The organism is Allobosea sp. LC85 (genome assembly GCF_000735605.1).
Classification (GTDB): Bacteria; Pseudomonadota; Alphaproteobacteria; order Rhizobiales; family Beijerinckiaceae; genus Allobosea.
This window is the reverse complement of sequence record NZ_JPKG01000054.1, coordinates 31,461-47,627: the sequence shown is the minus strand read 5'-3', so window position 1 is coordinate 47,627 and position 16,167 is coordinate 31,461. Positions and strand designations below refer to the sequence as shown.

Below are 16,167 nucleotides of genomic sequence, written 5' to 3'. Positions count from 1 at the left end.
TTCTTTGGGACCAGAATGTGCTTAGGCGGCCCGGGTCGGCTTGCGCTCCGGCAGCGTCATCGCGATCACGCCCAGGATGACCAGGGTGAGCCCCGCCCAGGCCGTTGGGCTCAGGCGCTCGCCGAGGAAGACGATGCCGATCGCGACGCCGACCGGCACGCGCAGATAGGACACGGCCGTGGTGCCGACCGGGCCGAGGGTGCGGATCAGCCGGAAATAGATGGCGAAGGCGAGCGCGGTCGAGACCGCCGCGAGCGCCAGCAGGGCGATGAGCGAATCCTGCGAGGGGTTCAGCGTCCAGGGCCGGTCGACGACCAGCGCCACAGGCGTGAGCAGCGCTGCACCACAGATCAGCGAACCGGCGGCGGGGATGAGCGGATCGAAGCCGGTGAAGTTGCGGCCGAACAGGGCAGCGCAGGCATAGCAGACGGTCGCCAGCACGATGGCGAGTTGCGCGACCAGCTCGCTGCCGAACCCGCCCAGCGCCTGCATGCCGACCACCAGGGTGATGCCGGCGAGCCCGGCCGCGACGCCGAAGGCCTTGCGCAGGTCGACCTCCCGGCTCCGGGTCAGCGCCAGGGTGATCAGGAAGACGAAGACCGGGGTCGTCGCATTCAGGATCGCGGCAAGGCCGGCATCGACGCTGCGCTCGGCCCAGGCGATCAGGGTGAAGGGAACGGCGCTGTTCAGGCAGGCCTGGAACAGGAACTTCCGCCAGCTGTCCAGGTCGCGCGGCAGCCTCAGGCCCCGCCAGCGGATGACGGCCAGCAGGATCACGCCCGCAATCAGGGTGCGCCCGGCGATCAGGGTCAGCGGCGGTATCGTCTCCACGCCGATCTTGATGAAGGTGTAGGAGCCGCCCCAGAGGGTGGCGAGCAGGAGCAGCAGGGCAAGCTCGACGGCGTGCCCGGACTTGACCTCCCCGGGATTGACGTGCCCGGACCTGACCTCGGCAGGTGCAGCAGCGGCTTGGGTCGTCATGATGGCTCTCCTTCTGTCGGAGAGACCATGCCATCGCGGGCCGCCCGGAGCTTGCAGCAACGCTACGGTCCCGGCCGTAGCTTCACATCCTGATTCAAGTCGTCGACATCCTGATTCAAGATGGCGCGCCAAGCTGTTGCGTCATCAAGGAAAATCTCGATCATCGGACCGGATATCATATCCGGTCCGATGATCTGACCTTTTTGTGCTTGCATCGGCTTTGCCCCGAAAACCGCAAGCCACTTTTCGGGCCGATGCTTTAACCAAAGAAGAACCCCGCGGATCGCTCCGCGGGGCCATATCTGCGTAGCGTGCGAGCCGGCTCAGGAATGCGCCAGGATCGCCAGCAGCAGCAGCGCGATGATGTTGGTGATCTTGATCGCGGGGTTCACCGCCGGGCCGGCGGTGTCCTTGTAGGGGTCGCCGACGGTGTCGCCGGTCACCGAGGCCTTGTGCGCCTCGGAGCCCTTCAGATGGCGCACGCCGTCCTTGTCGACGAAGCCGTCCTCGAAGCTCTTCTTGGCGTTGTCCCAGGCGCCGCCGCCCGAGGTCATCGAGATGGCGACGAAGATGCCGGTGACGATGACGCCCATCAGCATGGCGCCGACCGCGGCGAAGGCCTGGTTGCGGCCGGCAATGGCGTTGATGGCGAAGAAGGTGACGATCGGCGCGAGGACCGGCAGCAGCGAGGGCACGATCATCTCCTTGATCGCGGCCTTGGTCAGCATGTCGACGGCGCGGCCGTAATCCGGCCGGTCCGTACCCAGCATGATGCCGGGCTTTTCCTTGAACTGCCGGCGCACCTCTTCGACGACCGAGCCGGCCGCGCGCCCGACCGCCGTCATGCCCATGCCGCCGAAGAGGAAGGGGATGAGGCCACCGAGCAGCAGGCCGACGACGACGAAGGGGTTGGACAGGGTGAAATCGACCGTGACGCCCTTGAAGTACTGGAAGCTGGTCGAGCCTGCCTTGTTGGCCTCGGCGATGAAGAAGTTCAGGTCCGAGGTATAGGCCGCGAACAGCACCAGGGCGCCGAGACCGGCGGAGCCGATCGCATAGCCCTTGGTGACGGCCTTGGTGGTGTTGCCGACCGCATCGAGCGCATCGGTGGACTGGCGCACCTCCTTGGGCAGCCCCGCCATCTCGGCGATGCCGCCGGCATTGTCGGTGACCGGGCCGAAGGCATCGAGCGCGACGACGACGCCGGCCAGCGCCAGCATGGCGGTGGTGGCGATGGCGATGCCGAACAGGCCGGCCAGCGTGTAGGAGACGATGATGCCGGCGATGATCACGATGGTCGGCGCCGCCGTCGATTCCAGCGAGACCGCGAGGCCCTGGATGACGTTGGTGCCATGGCCGGTGACCGAGGCCTGGGCGATCGAGACGACCGGGCGCTTGCCGGTGCCGGTGTAGTATTCGGTGATGACGACGATGAAGAGCGTCACGGTGAGGCCGACCAGCGCGCAGCCGAACAGATTGCCGGAGGTGAAGCTGACGCCCTGCCCCGTCGTGAATGAGGTGGAGAAGCCGCCGAACATCAGCCAGTTGACGATCGCGATCGCGCCGACGGAAAGCACGCCGGCCGCGATGAAGCCCTTGTAGAGCGCGCCCATGATCGACTGGTTGGCGCCGAGCTTGACGAAGAAGGTGCCGAGGATCGACGTCACGATGCAGGCCGCGCCGATCGCCATCGGATAGAGCATCATCGTGCCGAGCACCGGCTGGCCGGCGAAGAAGATCGCCGAGAGCACCATGGTGGCGACGAGCGTCACGGCATAGGTCTCGAACAGGTCGGCGGCCATGCCGGCGCAGTCGCCGACATTGTCACCGACATTGTCGGCGATGGTCGCGGGGTTGCGCGGATCATCCTCGGGAATGCCGGCTTCGACCTTGCCGACGAGATCGGCGCCGACATCGGCGCCCTTGGTGAAGATGCCGCCGCCGAGGCGGGCGAAGATCGAGATCAGCGAGGCGCCGAAGCCCAGCGCCACGAGCGAGTCGATGACGGTGCGGCTCGACGGCGAGAAGCCGACGAACGAGGTCAGGACGCCGTAATAGACGGCGACGCCGAGCAGGGCGAGGCCGGCGACCAGCATGCCGGTGACCGCGCCCGCCTTGAAGGCGACATCGAGCCCGTCACCGAGCGACTTCATCGCCGCCTGCGCCGTGCGGACATTGGCACGGACCGAGACGTTCATGCCGATGAAGCCGGCAGTGCCGGACAGGATGGCGCCGATCAGGAAACCGATGCCGACCCATTGGCCGAGCAGATAGGTCAGGATCACGAAGAGCACCGCGCCGACCATGGAAATCGTGACGTATTGACGCTTCAGATAGGCCTGCGCGCCCTCGGCAACCGCGCCGGAGATTTCCTGCATGCGCTGGTTGCCGGCGTCGCGCTTCATGACATCGCCATAGGCCCAGATGCCGTAGGCTATCGATAGCGCACTCAAAACTATGATGATGAGCAAGGCTGACATTCGGGATTCCTGACCTCGAGCTTCCGTCCAACGGGGCTTCAGACCCCGAATTCATTCGGTTTCTTGGGTCCGGAGACGAAGAATACGGGTCGAGGGAATCGCGCCCGCGTCGCGCATCGCCAGTACCGGCCAACTTTCTGCCAAGCTTTCGACGGAATCGCAAACGCGGAGGCTGACAATTTTGCGCAGATGTCAGGCAGGGCCGGCGCGCTTTGCGGCGCGACCGGCCGATCGGGAGCCGTTTTCGGGCGTCAGAGCGCCACGTCCCGGTTGACGTTCTTGTAAAGCAGATAGGCCGCGTCGGCAAAGCCGGTCGGGTAGAATTGCTGCGGGCAGTAGCCGCCCATCCAGATGAAATCGCCGGCCCAGATCTCGTGCCATTCGGTGCCGAGGAAATAGAGCCCCTGCCCTTCGAGCATGTAGAGCCCATGCTCCATGACATGGGTCTCGACATCGGGGAAATGCGCGCCGGGCTTGAACCACATCAGGTTCATCTCGAAATCGAAGCGCATATCGCCCCAGGGCAGCAGGAACTGGAAGCCGCGCCCGTCCGCCCCGGTGTGATTGGTGACCGGGATCTCGTCGCGATGGGACAGGATCGGCTCGGGCGCCGGCAGGCCGATCGCCTCGAAGCGCTTGCGCAGCCCGAGCATGCGCAAGGGCTCGGAGCCGGTATTGCTCAGCGTGAAGGCGGTGCCAGGCGGCACATAGGCGAAGTGGCCCGGCCGCAGGTCGCACGCCGGCATCCCCGCCATGACGAAACGGCCCTGGCCCGAGAGCACATAATAGAAGTGCTGGATGTCTTCTTCCCGGAAAGCCTCGGGCGTGCCGCCGCCGGGCGCGATCTCGAGCAGATACTGCGCGAATTTTGCGCCCAGCACCGGGGCGGCCAGGATCCGCACGATCGTCCCGCTGAAATGCGGCAACCGGCTGATCAGCACGCCTTCCGGCGGCATGAACGCGTAGTTCGGCCGGACCACGCCGCGATTATGGCCGATGGCGCCGGGCGGAAACCGGCCTGTCGTGACGGGCAACTGGTGCGGACGCATCGTATCTCCTGGCGGTTCCTGGGGATGGGATGAAGCTTGTTCTGCGCAGCCGTGGCCGGCCACGCGCCAGGCCGGCCGGTCAGGCCAGCCGGACGCGCTTCTGCGTGGCCTGCCAGGCGACCAGCGCCAGCGCGACAGCCACCGGCGGGAAGACCAGCCAGTTGACGCTCTCCCAGCCGCCGGTGTTCAGCAACCCGCCGGCCGAGAAGGAGGCGATCGCGACCGAGCCGAAGACGAGGAAGTCGTTGGCGGCCTGGACCTTGACGCGCTCCTCCGGGCGATAGCAGTCGGTGACCAGCGCGGTCGCGCCGATGAAGCCGAAATTCCAGCCGATACCGAGCAGGACGAGCGCGATCCAGAAATGCGCGACGCTGAGCCCGTTCAAGCCGACGGCGGCAGCGCAAGCGAGCAGCAGCAGGCCGGCCGCCGTGACCTTCTCCTTGCCGAAGCGGGCGATCAGCCGGCCGGTGAAGAAGCTCGGCCCGAACATCGAGAGCACGTGCCACTGGATGCCGAGCGCGGCATCGCCGATGCTGTGGCCGCAGCCGACCATGGCCAGCGGCGCAGCCGTCATCACGAAGCTCATCAGGCCATAGGAAACAAGCGCGGCCGTGACCGAGGCGATGAATTTGGGCTGGCGCATGATCTCGGAAAGCGGCCGGCCGCCGCCCGAACGCACGGCCGCGACCGGCGGGGCGCGCAGCATCATGACGACGCCGATCGCCAGCAGCGCCAGCAGCCCCTGCGCCATGAAGCTGGCGGCGAAGGGCGCGTCCGGCGTCAGGTCGCGGGTCCAGTAGACCGATTGCGGGCCGATCACGCCCGCGGCAAGCCCGCCGATCATCACCCAGGAAATCGCACGCGGCTTGAAGCTCTCGCTCGCGGTGTCGGCTGCGGCGAAGCGATAGCTCTGAACGAAGGCGCCGTAGAGCCCGCACATGAAGGTGCCGAGGCAGAACAGCCAGAAGATCCGGCTCCCTGTACCAGCGGCCGCGATGCTGGAGGCGATGACGCCGGTCAGCGCCCCTATGAGATAGCCGTTGCGGCGGCCGAGCCGGCGCATCAGCATCGCGGCGGGGATCACGCCGCAGGCGATGCCGAGCTGCATCAGGCTGACCGGCACGGTCGCGAAGGTCTTGTCGGTGACCAGCTGCGAGCCGACGATGCCGCCGAGCGAGATCACGATCGCCGGGTTCGCGCCGCCAAACGCCTGGGCGCAGGCGAGGACGAGGGCATTGCGTTTCGCCAGGGCATCGCCCTCGGCCATGGAAACATGCTGGTTCATCGCTGGGGCCGTCGTTCACACACCGGGCGGCCTGAGCGGGCGGCCCTCAGAAATGGGCGAAGGAGCCTTGCGCGAAGCTGCGCGCCCTGCCCCGTTCAAGAAAACGCATCACGCCGAGCTCGGACGTGACCCGGCCGATGCAGGCGAGTCCAAGACCCGCCGCCTCGGCCGCAGCAGCCATAGCAGGAAATTCCCTTTCCGAGGCCGTGCAGAGAATTTCGTAGTCGTCTCCACCGGTCCAGGCCAGTTCCGCCAGAGCGGGGTCAGCCATGATCGCGGCGCGGGCCGCGGCCGAGAGCGGCACGGTATCGAGGTCGATCTCGGCACCGATTCCAGATGCCGCAACCAGTTTGCCGAGATCGCCGACGAGCCCGTCGGAGACATCCATGGCGGCCGAGGCATGCGCTTGCAGGCACTGCGCCAGCACCAGGCGCGGGCGCGGATGCAGGTAACGGTCGGCGAGATAGGCGCGATCGGCCTCGTCGAGGCCGGCAACCCAGTCCGGCTTGCCGGGGCCATGAACCTTCAGGCCGAGCGCCCCGTCGCCGATCGTGCCGGAAACAAGGACGAGATCGCCTGACTTTGCGCCCGAGCGCAGGACCATGCGCCCGGCCGGGACGCTGCCGAAGGCGGTGATGGAGAGCGTCAGGGGTCCGGGCGTCGAGACCGTATCGCCGCCGACGAGCGGACAGGCGCTTTCGCCTGCGATCTCCCCAAGCCCTTGGGCGAAGCCAGCGAGCCAGGGCTCGGTCCAGCCCTTCGGCAAGGCGAGCGAGAGCACGAAGCCCAATGGAGACGCCCCCTTGGCCGCCAGGTCCGAGAGGTTGACGGCGAGCGCCTTGCGGGCAATCGAGGCTGGCGGGTCGTCAGCCAGGAAATGCACGCCGGCGACCAGCGCGTCCGTCGTGACCACCAGCTCGAAGCCGCGTGCCGGGCGCAGCAGCCCGGCATCGTCGCGCAGGCCGAGGCCGCCGGCACCGGCGATCGGTGCGAAATAGCGCGCAATCAGCTCGAACTCGCCGGGTCGTTGGGAAGCGCCCGCCATCAGCGCGTCAGGCGGTCGACGTGTCGAATTCGTCGGCGCGGAAGTCGCGGGCCATCTTGTCGAGCACGGCGTTGATCATGCCGATCTCCTCGCCCTCGTAGAAGGCACGGGCGACCGCGACATATTCCGAGATCACGGCACGCGCCGGCACATCCTTGCGGAAGGCGAGCTCATAGGCACCGCCGCGCAGGATGGCGCGGACCACGGCCTCGACGCGCTTGAGCGGCCAGCCCGTGGCGAGAACGTCGTCGACGGAGCGGTCGACCAGGCGCTGCTCGCGGACGACACCGCCGAGCAGGTCCCGGAAGAAGGCGATCTCGGCCTTGGGCAGCTCGATGTCCTCGACCTCCTTGCCGATCCAGAACGCCTCGAACTCGGCCATCGCCTCGATGACGCCGCGCCCGCCGATCTCCATCTCATAGAGCGCCTGCACGACGGAGAGCCGTGCGCCGCGACGCAGTTCCGCGCGGCTCATAAGGATTTATCCGCAAGCGAGCGCTTGTAGCGCAGCACGGCCAGCGCCGCTTCCGCCGCGCCGCCGCCCTTGTCCATGTCGGCGCGGTTGGCGCGGGCCCAGGCCTGCGCATCGTTCTCGACGGTCAGGATGCCGTTGCCGAGCGGCATGGCATAGGCAACCGAGACGTCCATCAGCGCGCGCGAGCTCTCGCCGGCGACGATGTCGTAGTGTCCGGTCTCGCCACGAATGACGGTGCCGAGCGCGACGACGGCCTCGTAGGGATCAACCGCCTCGTCCGCGGCCCGCAGGCCGATGACGATCGCAGTCGGAATTTCGAGCGCGCCGGGCACGGTCACGACATCGACGCGGCACTCGGCCTTGTCGAGCACCGCGAGCGCGCCTTCGAGCAGCTCGTCGGCCAGCTTGTCATAAAAGCGCGCCTCGACGACGAGCACGCGTGCGCCGTCCAGGGGAGCGGCGGGAGTTGCGGCCTTGTCGGCCGAGATCTGCCGGGGTCCGGCCATCATTCTTATCCTTGTTGGATTTCAAGCCGGCTGGTTACCCCCCCGGGCTCGCCTCCGCAAGCCGCGCGGCATACCGCGCCATCAGATCGACCTCGACATGGATGCGGTCCCCCTGCTTGCGCTCGCCCCAGGTGGTGACGCTGAAGGAGTGCGGAATCAGCAGGACGGTGAAGACATCGTCCTCGACGCTGTTGACCGTGAGCGAGGTGCCATCCAGGCAAATCGAGCCCTTGGTCGCGATGAAACGCGGCAGCCCCTGCGGCGCGCGGATATGGAAACGCGCCGTCGCGCCCCAGGGCTCGTCGGGATCGGCCGCGATCGGCTCGATCTTCAGGATCGTGCCGACGCCGTCGACATGGCCGGTCACCAGGTGGCCGCCAAGCTCGTCGCCCATTTTCAGCGAGCGTTCGAGATTGACCTTCGTGCCCGGTTGCCACTCGCCGACAAGGGTCTTCGACAAGGTCTCGGCAGCGGCTTCGACCTGGAAGATGCAGCCCGCCTCGCCGTCTTCGCGAGGCTTCAGGGCCGTCACCGTCAGGCAGATTCCGGCGCAGCAGATCGACGCGCCGATCTCGACCCCGGCAGCCTCGAACGGGCTTGCAATCGCAAATCGCTTCAGGCTCGGCCCCTTGCTCTGGGCCTCCACGACCGTGCCAATGGCGGTGACGATGCCGGTGAACATCAGGCAATCCTCTCATAGCGCTCGAAATGGTCGTGGCCGATCAGGCCGCACTCCGCAAGCCGGTACAGATCGGGATCGGCCAGCAATCCGGCAAGGGCCGGACGGACGGCGACGACACCGGGCGAACCCAGCAGACGCGGCGAGGTCGAAACGATGATCTCGTCCGTCAGGCCCGCCAGGGCAAGCTTCTCGCCGATCGTCGGGCCGCCTTCGGAAAAGACCCGGTTGATCCCGCGTGCGCCGAGCAGTTGCAGCGCCTCGCCGAGATCGAGATGGCCGTCCGGTCCGGCGGAGACGCGCATGACCTCGACGCCCGAGGCGACCAGCTCGGCCTCGTTCGCAACCGGGGCGGATGCCGCCGCGATCACCCAGACGGGGACTTCGCCGGCCGTCTGGACGAGCCGCGCTTCCGGCGGCAGGCGCAGATGCGAATCGAGAATGACCCTGATCGGCGAGCGCTTCGCCATTCCCGGCAGCCGGACCGTCAGCATCGGGTCATCGGCGAGCACCGAGCCGATGCCGAGCATGATCGCGTCGTGATGTGCCCGCTGGAGATGGACCCATCCATTCGCGGCCGGGCAGGAGACCGCGATCGGGCCGCCTGCCGCCGTCCCCGCATAGCCGTCGGCGGTGCGCGCCACCTTGAAGGTCACCATCGGCCGGCCCTCGGTGATCCGCAGGACATAGCCGCGATGGGTCCGCCTGGCCTCTTCCTCCAGCACGCCGGTGGTGACGCTGATGCCGGCGCTCCGCAGCAATGCGAAGCCGAGCCCGCGAAAGCGCGGATTCGGATCGGCCATCGCCACCACGACCCGCTTCACGCCGGCCAGAATGGTCCGCTCGACGCAAGGCGTCGCGGCGCGGATGGTGCGGTGGGAGCAGGGCTCGAGCGTGACATAGAGCGTGCCGCCGGCCGCGGCGGAGCCTGCCCGGTCGAAGGCATGGGCCTCGCCATGCGGCCGGCCACCGATCTGGGTATGGCCGCGCGCCACCACGACGGGGCCGTCCGGCGTGTCCTGCGTGATCAGCGCGCCGACGCAGGGGTTCGTGCCGGTGGTGCCCAGCCCGCGCGCGCCATAGGCAAGGGCTTGCTGCATGAAGGCGCGGTCGAGCGCGCTCTGCTCAGTCATCGCTGCGGATGGGCGGAGTCACGCTCGCAGCCTCGATCTCGTCGCCGCTGAGCTGGCCGAGCAGCTCCTCGAAATCGCGGGCCTCGCGAAAATTCTTGTAGACCGAAGCGAAGCGGACATAGGCGACATCGTCGAGGGATTTCAGCCCCTCCATCACCAGTTCGCCGATGGTGGAGCTCAAGACCTCGCCTTCGCCCGAGCTCTCGAGCTGGCGGACGATGCCGTTGACCATGCGCTCGACGCGCTCCGGCGCGACCGGGCGCTTGCGCAATGCGATCTCGATCGAGGTCTGCAGCTTGTCGCGGTCGAAGAGGGTGCGCCGTCCGGAGCGCTTCACCACGGTGAGCTCGCGCAGCTGCACGCGCTCGAAGGTGGTGAAGCGGCCGCCGCAGTCAGGACAGACGCGGCGGCGCCGGATCGAGGCGTGATCGTCGGTGGGACGCGAGTCCTTCACCTGGGTCTCGAGGGAGCCGCAATAGGGACAGCGCATCGCGGCTTTTCTCCTTCAGGCGGATCGGCCGCCTTGCCTCAATAGATCGGGAAGCGCGCCGTCAGCTCGTGGGCCTTGGCCTTCACCGCCTGCTCGACAGCGCCGTTGCCCTCCTCGCCATGGGCGGCGAGGCCGTCCAGCACCTCGGCGATCAGCTCGCCGACACGCTGGAACTCGGCGACACCGAAGCCGCGCGAGGTCGCGGCCGGCGTGCCCAGGCGGATGCCGGAGGTGACCATCGGCTTCTCCGGATCGAAGGGAATGCCGTTCTTGTTGCAGGTGATATGGGCCCGCCCGAGGGCTGCTTCCGCCGCCTTGCCGGTGAGCTTCTTGGAGCGCAGATCGACCAGCATCAGGTGGTTGTCGGTGCCGCCGGTGACGAGGTCGAAGCCCTTGGTCTTCAGCGTCTCGGCCAGCGCCTTGGCGTTCTCGACGACGGCGCGGGCGTAGATCTTGAACTCCGGCTGCAGCGCCTCGTGGAAGGCAACGGCCTTGGCAGCGATGACATGCATCAGCGGGCCGCCCTGGATGCCCGGGAAGATCGCCGAATTGATCTTCTTCGCCAGCGCCTCGTCATTGGTCAGGATCATGCCGCCGCGCGGGCCGCGCAGGGTCTTGTGCGTCGTGGTGGTGACGACATGGGCGTGCGGGAATGGCGAGGGATGCGCGCCGCCCGCCACCAGGCCGGCGAAATGCGCGATGTCGACCATGAAATAGGCGCCGACCTTGTCGGCGATCTCGCGGAAGCGGGCGAAATCCCAGTGCCGGGCATAGGCCGAGCCGCCGGCGACGATGACCTTGGGCTTGTTCTCGACGGCGAGGCGCTCCATCGCGTCATAGTCGATGGTCTGGTCGACGACGCAGACGCCGTAGGGCACGACCTTGAACCACTTGCCGGACTGGTTGACCGGGGCGCCATGGGTGAGATGGCCGCCGGCTGCGAGATCGAGGCCCATGAAGGTGTCGCCGGGCTGCATCAGCGCCATGAACACGGCCTGGTTGGCCTGGCTGCCGGAATTCGCCTGGACATTGGCGAACTGGCAGTCGAACAGGCGGCAGGCGCGCTCGATCGCCAGCTTCTCGGCGATGTCGACGAACTGGCAGCCGCCGTAATAGCGGCGGCCCGGATAGCCTTCCGCGTATTTGTTGGTCATCACCGAACCCTGCGCCTCGAGCACGGCGCGCGACACGATGTTCTCCGAGGCGATCAGTTCGATCTCGTCGCGCTGTCGACCGAGCTCGAGGCCGATGGCATGCGAGATCTCCGGATCGGAATCGGCGAGCGAAGCGCCGAAGAAGGAGTTCGAGAGATGCTTCTCGGCGGCGGCGTCACGGCTCATGGGATGCTCCATCGGCGCTTCGGATTGCCGCAGGGGCCGGCAAAGGCCATGCGGCAGCCACGCAGTTCTGGCTGTTGCGGAATCTCGCGGCCGAGCCCGCTATCGCGCGCTCCGTAGCACGGTGGGGGCCGCCATTCCAAGGGCCGATGCGGGGTGACATGAGCGCGCGTCACCTGCACAAAGGGCAGCGACAGCAGCCAGCAAGGAATTCAACGTGACACAAGACATCGCCGGGAATGCTCCACCTGCCAGGCGCTCGCCGTTGAAGGCCCTGCTGGCAAGCGAAGCGGCCGGTGGTCTCCTGCTCATGGGCGTGGCTGCGATTGCCCTCCTGATCGCCAATTCGCCGGCCGCCCCCGCCTATTTCAAGCTGCTCGGCAGCTATGTCGGCGGCCTCAGCGTCCTGCACTGGGTCAATGACGGGCTGATGGCGGTCTTCTTCCTGCTCGTCGGACTGGAGATCAAACGCGAATTCATCGAGGGGCAACTCTCGACCTGGTCGCGGCGTGCCCTGCCCGGCATCGCGGCGCTCGGCGGCATGATCGCGCCCGCCCTGATCTATCTGGCGCTGACGCGCGGAGACCCGGTCGCGATGCGCGGCTGGGCGATCCCGGCAGCCACCGACATCGCCTTCGCGCTCGGCGTGCTCGCCCTGCTCGGGCCGCGCGTGCCGGTCTCGCTCAAGGTCTTCCTGACGGCGCTCGCGATTCTCGACGATCTCGGCGCGGTCCTGATCATCGCCCTGTTCTATACCAGCGAGATCTCGCTGCCGATGCTCGGCATGACCGGCCTGTGCCTTGCCGTCCTGATCGCGCTCAACCGGATGAACGTGACGCGGATCTGGATCTATCTCGCCATTGGCGCGCTGCTCTGGTTCTTCGAGCTGAAATCGGGCGTGCACGCGACGCTCGCGGGCGTCATGCTGGCGCTGACGATCCCGATCGGCGACGGCACCGACAGCGACGAGCCCGAGCACTCGCCCCTGCACATGCTCGAGCACAAGCTGCATCCCTGGGTGTCCTACCTGATCGTGCCGATCTTCGGCTTCGCCAATGCAGGGGTATCCTTTGCGGGCATGTCGCCCTCGAGCCTGCTCGCCCCGATTCCGCTGGGCATCGCGCTTGGCCTGTTCGTCGGCAAGCAGGTCGGCGTCTTCGGCTTCGCCTGGGTGGCGGTGAAGGCCGGGCTCGGCACCATGCCGGCCAAGGCGAATTTCGCACAGCTCTACGGCGTCGCGCTGCTCTGCGGCATCGGCTTCACGATGAGCCTGTTCATCGGGGCGCTGGCCTTTCCGGATAATCCGGAACTCGGCGACGCCACCAAGATCGGCGTTCTGATGGGCTCGCTGCTCTCGGCACTCGCCGGAGCGCTCGTGCTGAAGCTGGCCTCGGCAGGCCCGGCCGGCAAGAAGCACGGTCCCTGACAGGAAGCACGCTCCCCGAGCCGCGCTCTCTCCTTCCAGAGCATGCTGCGAAAAAGTGGCACGGTTTTTCGCATGAAGCATGCTCTAAACTATGAGAGTCGATCACGTTTTCTGCGCTTGGACGATTTCGTCCAAACGCAGCGTGATCTAGGGGAACCCGCCTACTCGCCGGTCACCAGCCGCCGCAGCCGCTCGCGCTGCGCCGAGCGGATATGGCTGCGCGCAGCCGCATCGGCCGCAACCGGGTCGCGGCGCTCGACAGCGACAACCAGGGCCTCATGTTCGGCATGGGCCTGCGCGGCGCGGACGGGGTCCAGCAGGGTCGTGGGACCGAGCAGCGCGCGCGCGTCACGCAAGGCGTTCAGGGTCTTGAGCAGATAGCGATTATGCGCTGCGCCGTAGAGCGCGGAATGGAAGCGCTCGTTGTGACGCGCCAGATCCTGCGGCCGCGCGAGTAGCCCGGCCTCCATCGTATGGAGATCGCGCAGCGCCTCGATTTCGACTTCCGAAGCATGGCGCGCGGCGAAGGCGGCCGCCGTGCCCTCGAGCGCCTCGCGCATCGCATAGAGTTCCGAGACCGCCTGGTGATCGAGCGAAGCGACCACAAGGCTGCGCGATTCGCGCGTGAAGAAGCCTTCCGCCTCGAGCCGGCGCACCGCCTCGCGCAGCGGCGTGCGGCTCATCTGCATGTGTTTCGCCAGATCCTCCTCGCGCAGCCTGGCTCCGGGCCGAAGCTCGCCACTGGCAATCGCGTCGCGCAAGCGCGCATAGGCCTGGCCCGCCAGCGAGGGCGCGGGCTGAATGTCGGCAAAATCACCCAAAACCATCTCCTCGCTCCGCCCGGCGCGCGCTCCGCCTGCCGCGTGCTCTGCCTGCCGCGTGCTCGGCCTGCCCTGCGTGATCGCGTGAGCGAGCGCCGAAATCAACGCTTGCCTAGCATCGACGCGTTTCAGTATATTTCGGTATACCGAAAACAAGAAATGCACGGGAGGACATGACGATGCGGAGATTTGCGGGACTGCGGCTGGGCGCGATGCTCGGGGCGATGTTGGGCATGGCCGGCGTGGCCACGGCCCAGGACTGGCCGAGCCGGCCGATCACCATGGTGGTGCCCTATGCCGCGGGCGGCGGCACGGACGTGATCGCCCGGGCCGTGGCCGAGAAGCTGCAGGCGCGCCTCGGCGTCGGTGTCGTGGTCGAGAACCGCGCCGGCGCGGGCGGCAACCTGGGCACGACGGCCGCGGCGCAGGCGCCGGCCGATGGCTACACTGTGCTGATCAGCAATATCGGCCCGATGGCCGTGAATCCGAGCCTGTTCAAGAACCTCAAATACGACCCGGCCGAGGTGCTCGAGCCCGTCACCCTGATCGCCAAGGCGCCGCTGCTCCTCCTGGTGCATCCCTCGGTCAAGGCCAACTCCGTCGCGGAGCTGATCGCGCTGTCGAAGGCGCAGCCTGAAGGCCTGACCTACGGCACGGCCGGCCATGGCTCGGCCAACCATATCGCGACCGCGCTGTTCGAGCTGATGGCGCAGACGAACCTGAAGCATGCCGCCTATCGCGGTGCCGGCCCCGCCCTCAACGACCTGATCGGCGGCCATATCCCGATGATGTTCGCGACCCTGCCCTCGGCGATCGGCCATGTGCATGGCGGCACCTTGCGGGCTCTGGCCGTCACGACCTCCGAGCGCGCGCCGGCCCTGCCGGCCGTGCCGACGCTCGCCGAAGCCGGGGTCCCCGGCTACGAGGCCAGCGGCTGGTATGGCGTCTTCGTGCGCAAGGGCACGCCGCAGCCGATCATCGACAAGCTGCGCAGCGAGGTCGCGACCATCATCAACCTGCCCGAAGTGCGCCGGAGCCTCGAACTGGAAGGCGCACAGCCGATCGGCAACACGCCGCAGGAGTTCGCGGCCTTCGTCAAGGCGGAGCGCGAGAAATGGGCGAAGGTGGTCGCGCAGGCGAACATCAAGGTCGAATGATCCCTGCTGCCCGGCCCGCGCGGCGACGCGCAAGGGCGGGCAGCTCCATCCCTGTCCCGGACGAAACCCTGCAATGACCGATACATCACCCAAAAGCGCTGCTCTGCAGCTTCTTGTCCTGGACGGAGACGGCATCGGCCCCGAGATCAGCGCCGCCACCCGTCGCGTGCTCGACGAGGCCAGCCAGTTGTTCGGCTTCGCGCTGGCCTATGAGCATGCCGAGATCGGCTTCGCCGCGTTCGGCAAGGTCGGCTCGACCTTCCCGGAGAATGTGTACGAGGCCGCGCGCCACGCCGACGGCGTCATCCTGGGGCCCGTATCCCATAATGACTACCCGCCGGCCGAGAAGGGCGGGCTCAATCCCTCCGGCCAGTTGCGCAAGCGGCTCGACCTCTACGCCAATATCCGCCCTGCCCGCTCGCGCGAGGGTTTCGAGCCGCGCTGCGGCAAGCCGCTCGACCTCGTCGTGGTGCGCGAGAACACCGAGGGCTTCTATTCCGACCGCTCGATGCATCTCGGCCCCGGCGAGATGATGCCGACGCCGGACCTGGCCCTCTCCTTCCGGAAAGTGACGCGGCAGGCCTCGCTACGCATCGCCGAGAGCGCCTTTGCCCTTGCCCGGCAGCGCCGGCGCAAGGTCACGGCCGTGCACAAGGCGAATGTGCTGCGGATCTCGGACGGGCTGTTCCTGGAATGCGTGCGGTCGGTGGCCGAGCGCTATCCCGACGTCGCCTATGACGAGAAGATCATCGACGCCATGGCGGCGCTCCTGGTCCGCGATGCCGGCGTGTTCGACGTCATCGTGACGACCAACATGTTCGGGGACATCCTCTCCGACCAGGCCTCGGAGATCTCGGGCAGCCTCGGCCTTGCCGCCTCGCTCAATGCCGGGCAGGACCATGCGGTGGCCCAGGCGCAGCATGGCTCGGCTCCCGACATCGCCGGCCGCGACCTTGCCAATCCCTGTTCGCTGATCGGCTCGGCCGCGATGCTGCTGACCTGGCTGGGCGAGCGCAGGCGGGACCCCGCTCTGCTGCGGGCCGGCCAGGCGATCGAAGCCGCGCTCGACCGGACCATCCGCCTGCCGGAACAGCGCACGCGCGATCTCGGCGGAACGCTCGGGACCAAGGCCTTCACCGAGCGCGTGGTCGCTGTGCTGCGGGAGGCTGCGATAGCAGCCTGACGGCAGAGACCGACCGCGGTGCGTAGCGGACACCAAATGAAAACGGCCCGCCAGAACTGGCGGGCCGTTTCACTATGAGTAGGGAGCGCTTGGAGTGGGAAAGCGCTTGGAGCAGCGCTT

The 16,167-nt window shown here is 67.5% G+C and carries 15 protein-coding genes; 3 read left to right on the top strand and 12 right to left on the bottom strand.

Annotated features, from left to right (window positions below; all coding sequences use genetic code 11):
- Window positions 1-21: 21 nt before the first annotated feature.
- The 11 genes from FG93_RS23665 to glyA form a co-directional block, all read right to left on the bottom strand.
- Window positions 22-981: a DMT family transporter gene (locus FG93_RS23665; protein WP_052514108.1), complete on the bottom strand. Its 960-nt coding sequence runs from the start codon at window positions 979-981 to the stop codon at window positions 22-24.
- Window positions 982-1,304: 323 nt separating this feature from the next.
- A complete protein-coding gene (locus FG93_RS23660) occupies window positions 1,305-3,461 on the bottom strand; it encodes a sodium-translocating pyrophosphatase (protein ID WP_043239275.1) in 2,157 nt (718 codons plus the stop codon).
- A 251-nt stretch (window positions 3,462-3,712) separates the two neighbouring features.
- Window positions 3,713-4,510: a (S)-ureidoglycine aminohydrolase gene (allE, locus tag FG93_RS23655; protein WP_043239273.1), complete on the bottom strand. Its 798-nt coding sequence runs from the start codon at window positions 4,508-4,510 to the stop codon at window positions 3,713-3,715.
- Window positions 4,511-4,589: 79 nt separating this feature from the next.
- Window positions 4,590-5,795, bottom strand: a complete 1,206-nt coding sequence (locus FG93_RS23650) for an MFS transporter (RefSeq protein WP_244448711.1) — start codon at window positions 5,793-5,795, stop codon at window positions 4,590-4,592.
- Between the two features lie 46 nt (window positions 5,796-5,841).
- The gene (thiL, locus tag FG93_RS23645; RefSeq protein ID WP_043239272.1) at window positions 5,842-6,840 is read right to left on the bottom strand and encodes a thiamine-phosphate kinase; all 999 of its coding nucleotides are present in this window, start codon (window positions 6,838-6,840) and stop codon (window positions 5,842-5,844) included.
- A 7-nt stretch (window positions 6,841-6,847) separates the two neighbouring features.
- The gene (nusB, locus tag FG93_RS23640) at window positions 6,848-7,315 is read right to left on the bottom strand and encodes a transcription antitermination factor NusB (protein ID WP_043239270.1); all 468 of its coding nucleotides are present in this window, start codon (window positions 7,313-7,315) and stop codon (window positions 6,848-6,850) included.
- Complete coding sequence (gene ribH / locus FG93_RS23635; protein ID WP_200878149.1) at window positions 7,312-7,824, bottom strand: 6,7-dimethyl-8-ribityllumazine synthase; 513 nt, start codon at window positions 7,822-7,824, stop codon at window positions 7,312-7,314. The genes nusB and ribH overlap by 4 nt, the downstream gene beginning before the upstream one ends.
- Before the next feature lie 31 nt (window positions 7,825-7,855).
- A complete protein-coding gene (locus FG93_RS23630) occupies window positions 7,856-8,503 on the bottom strand; it encodes a riboflavin synthase (protein ID WP_043239265.1) in 648 nt (215 codons plus the stop codon).
- Window positions 8,503-9,633, bottom strand: a complete 1,131-nt coding sequence (gene ribD / locus FG93_RS23625) for a bifunctional diaminohydroxyphosphoribosylaminopyrimidine deaminase/5-amino-6-(5-phosphoribosylamino)uracil reductase RibD (RefSeq protein WP_043239263.1) — start codon at window positions 9,631-9,633, stop codon at window positions 8,503-8,505. The genes FG93_RS23630 and ribD overlap by 1 nt, the downstream gene beginning before the upstream one ends.
- A complete protein-coding gene (gene nrdR, locus FG93_RS23620; protein WP_043239262.1) occupies window positions 9,626-10,123 on the bottom strand; it encodes a transcriptional regulator NrdR in 498 nt (165 codons plus the stop codon). Before nrdR ends, ribD begins: the two co-directional genes overlap by 8 nt.
- A 38-nt stretch (window positions 10,124-10,161) precedes the next feature.
- Entirely contained in the window at window positions 10,162-11,463 is a 1,302-nt protein-coding gene (gene glyA / locus FG93_RS23615) for a serine hydroxymethyltransferase (RefSeq protein WP_043239553.1), read from the bottom strand.
- Between the two features lie 214 nt (window positions 11,464-11,677).
- Here glyA and nhaA point away from each other — a divergent pair, with 214 nt between their 5' ends.
- Window positions 11,678-12,886 (top strand): Na+/H+ antiporter NhaA, encoded by a 1,209-nt coding sequence (gene nhaA / locus FG93_RS23610; RefSeq protein WP_244448710.1) that lies wholly within the window; start codon window positions 11,678-11,680, stop codon window positions 12,884-12,886.
- A gap of 161 nt (window positions 12,887-13,047) precedes the next feature.
- On the opposite strand, the gene FG93_RS23605 is transcribed toward nhaA, so the two are convergent.
- Window positions 13,048-13,713, bottom strand: coding sequence for a GntR family transcriptional regulator (locus FG93_RS23605; RefSeq protein WP_043239549.1), 666 nt, complete (start codon window positions 13,711-13,713; stop codon window positions 13,048-13,050).
- Window positions 13,714-13,886: 173 nt separating this feature from the next.
- Between FG93_RS23605 and FG93_RS23600 the strand changes: the two genes are divergently transcribed.
- A complete protein-coding gene (locus tag FG93_RS23600) occupies window positions 13,887-14,864 on the top strand; it encodes a tripartite tricarboxylate transporter substrate binding protein (RefSeq protein WP_161783871.1) in 978 nt (325 codons plus the stop codon).
- Window positions 14,865-14,937: 73 nt separating this feature from the next.
- Window positions 14,938-16,047: an isocitrate/isopropylmalate dehydrogenase family protein gene (locus FG93_RS23595; RefSeq protein ID WP_043239257.1), complete on the top strand. Its 1,110-nt coding sequence runs from the start codon at window positions 14,938-14,940 to the stop codon at window positions 16,045-16,047.
- Window positions 16,048-16,167: the final 120 nt, after the last annotated feature.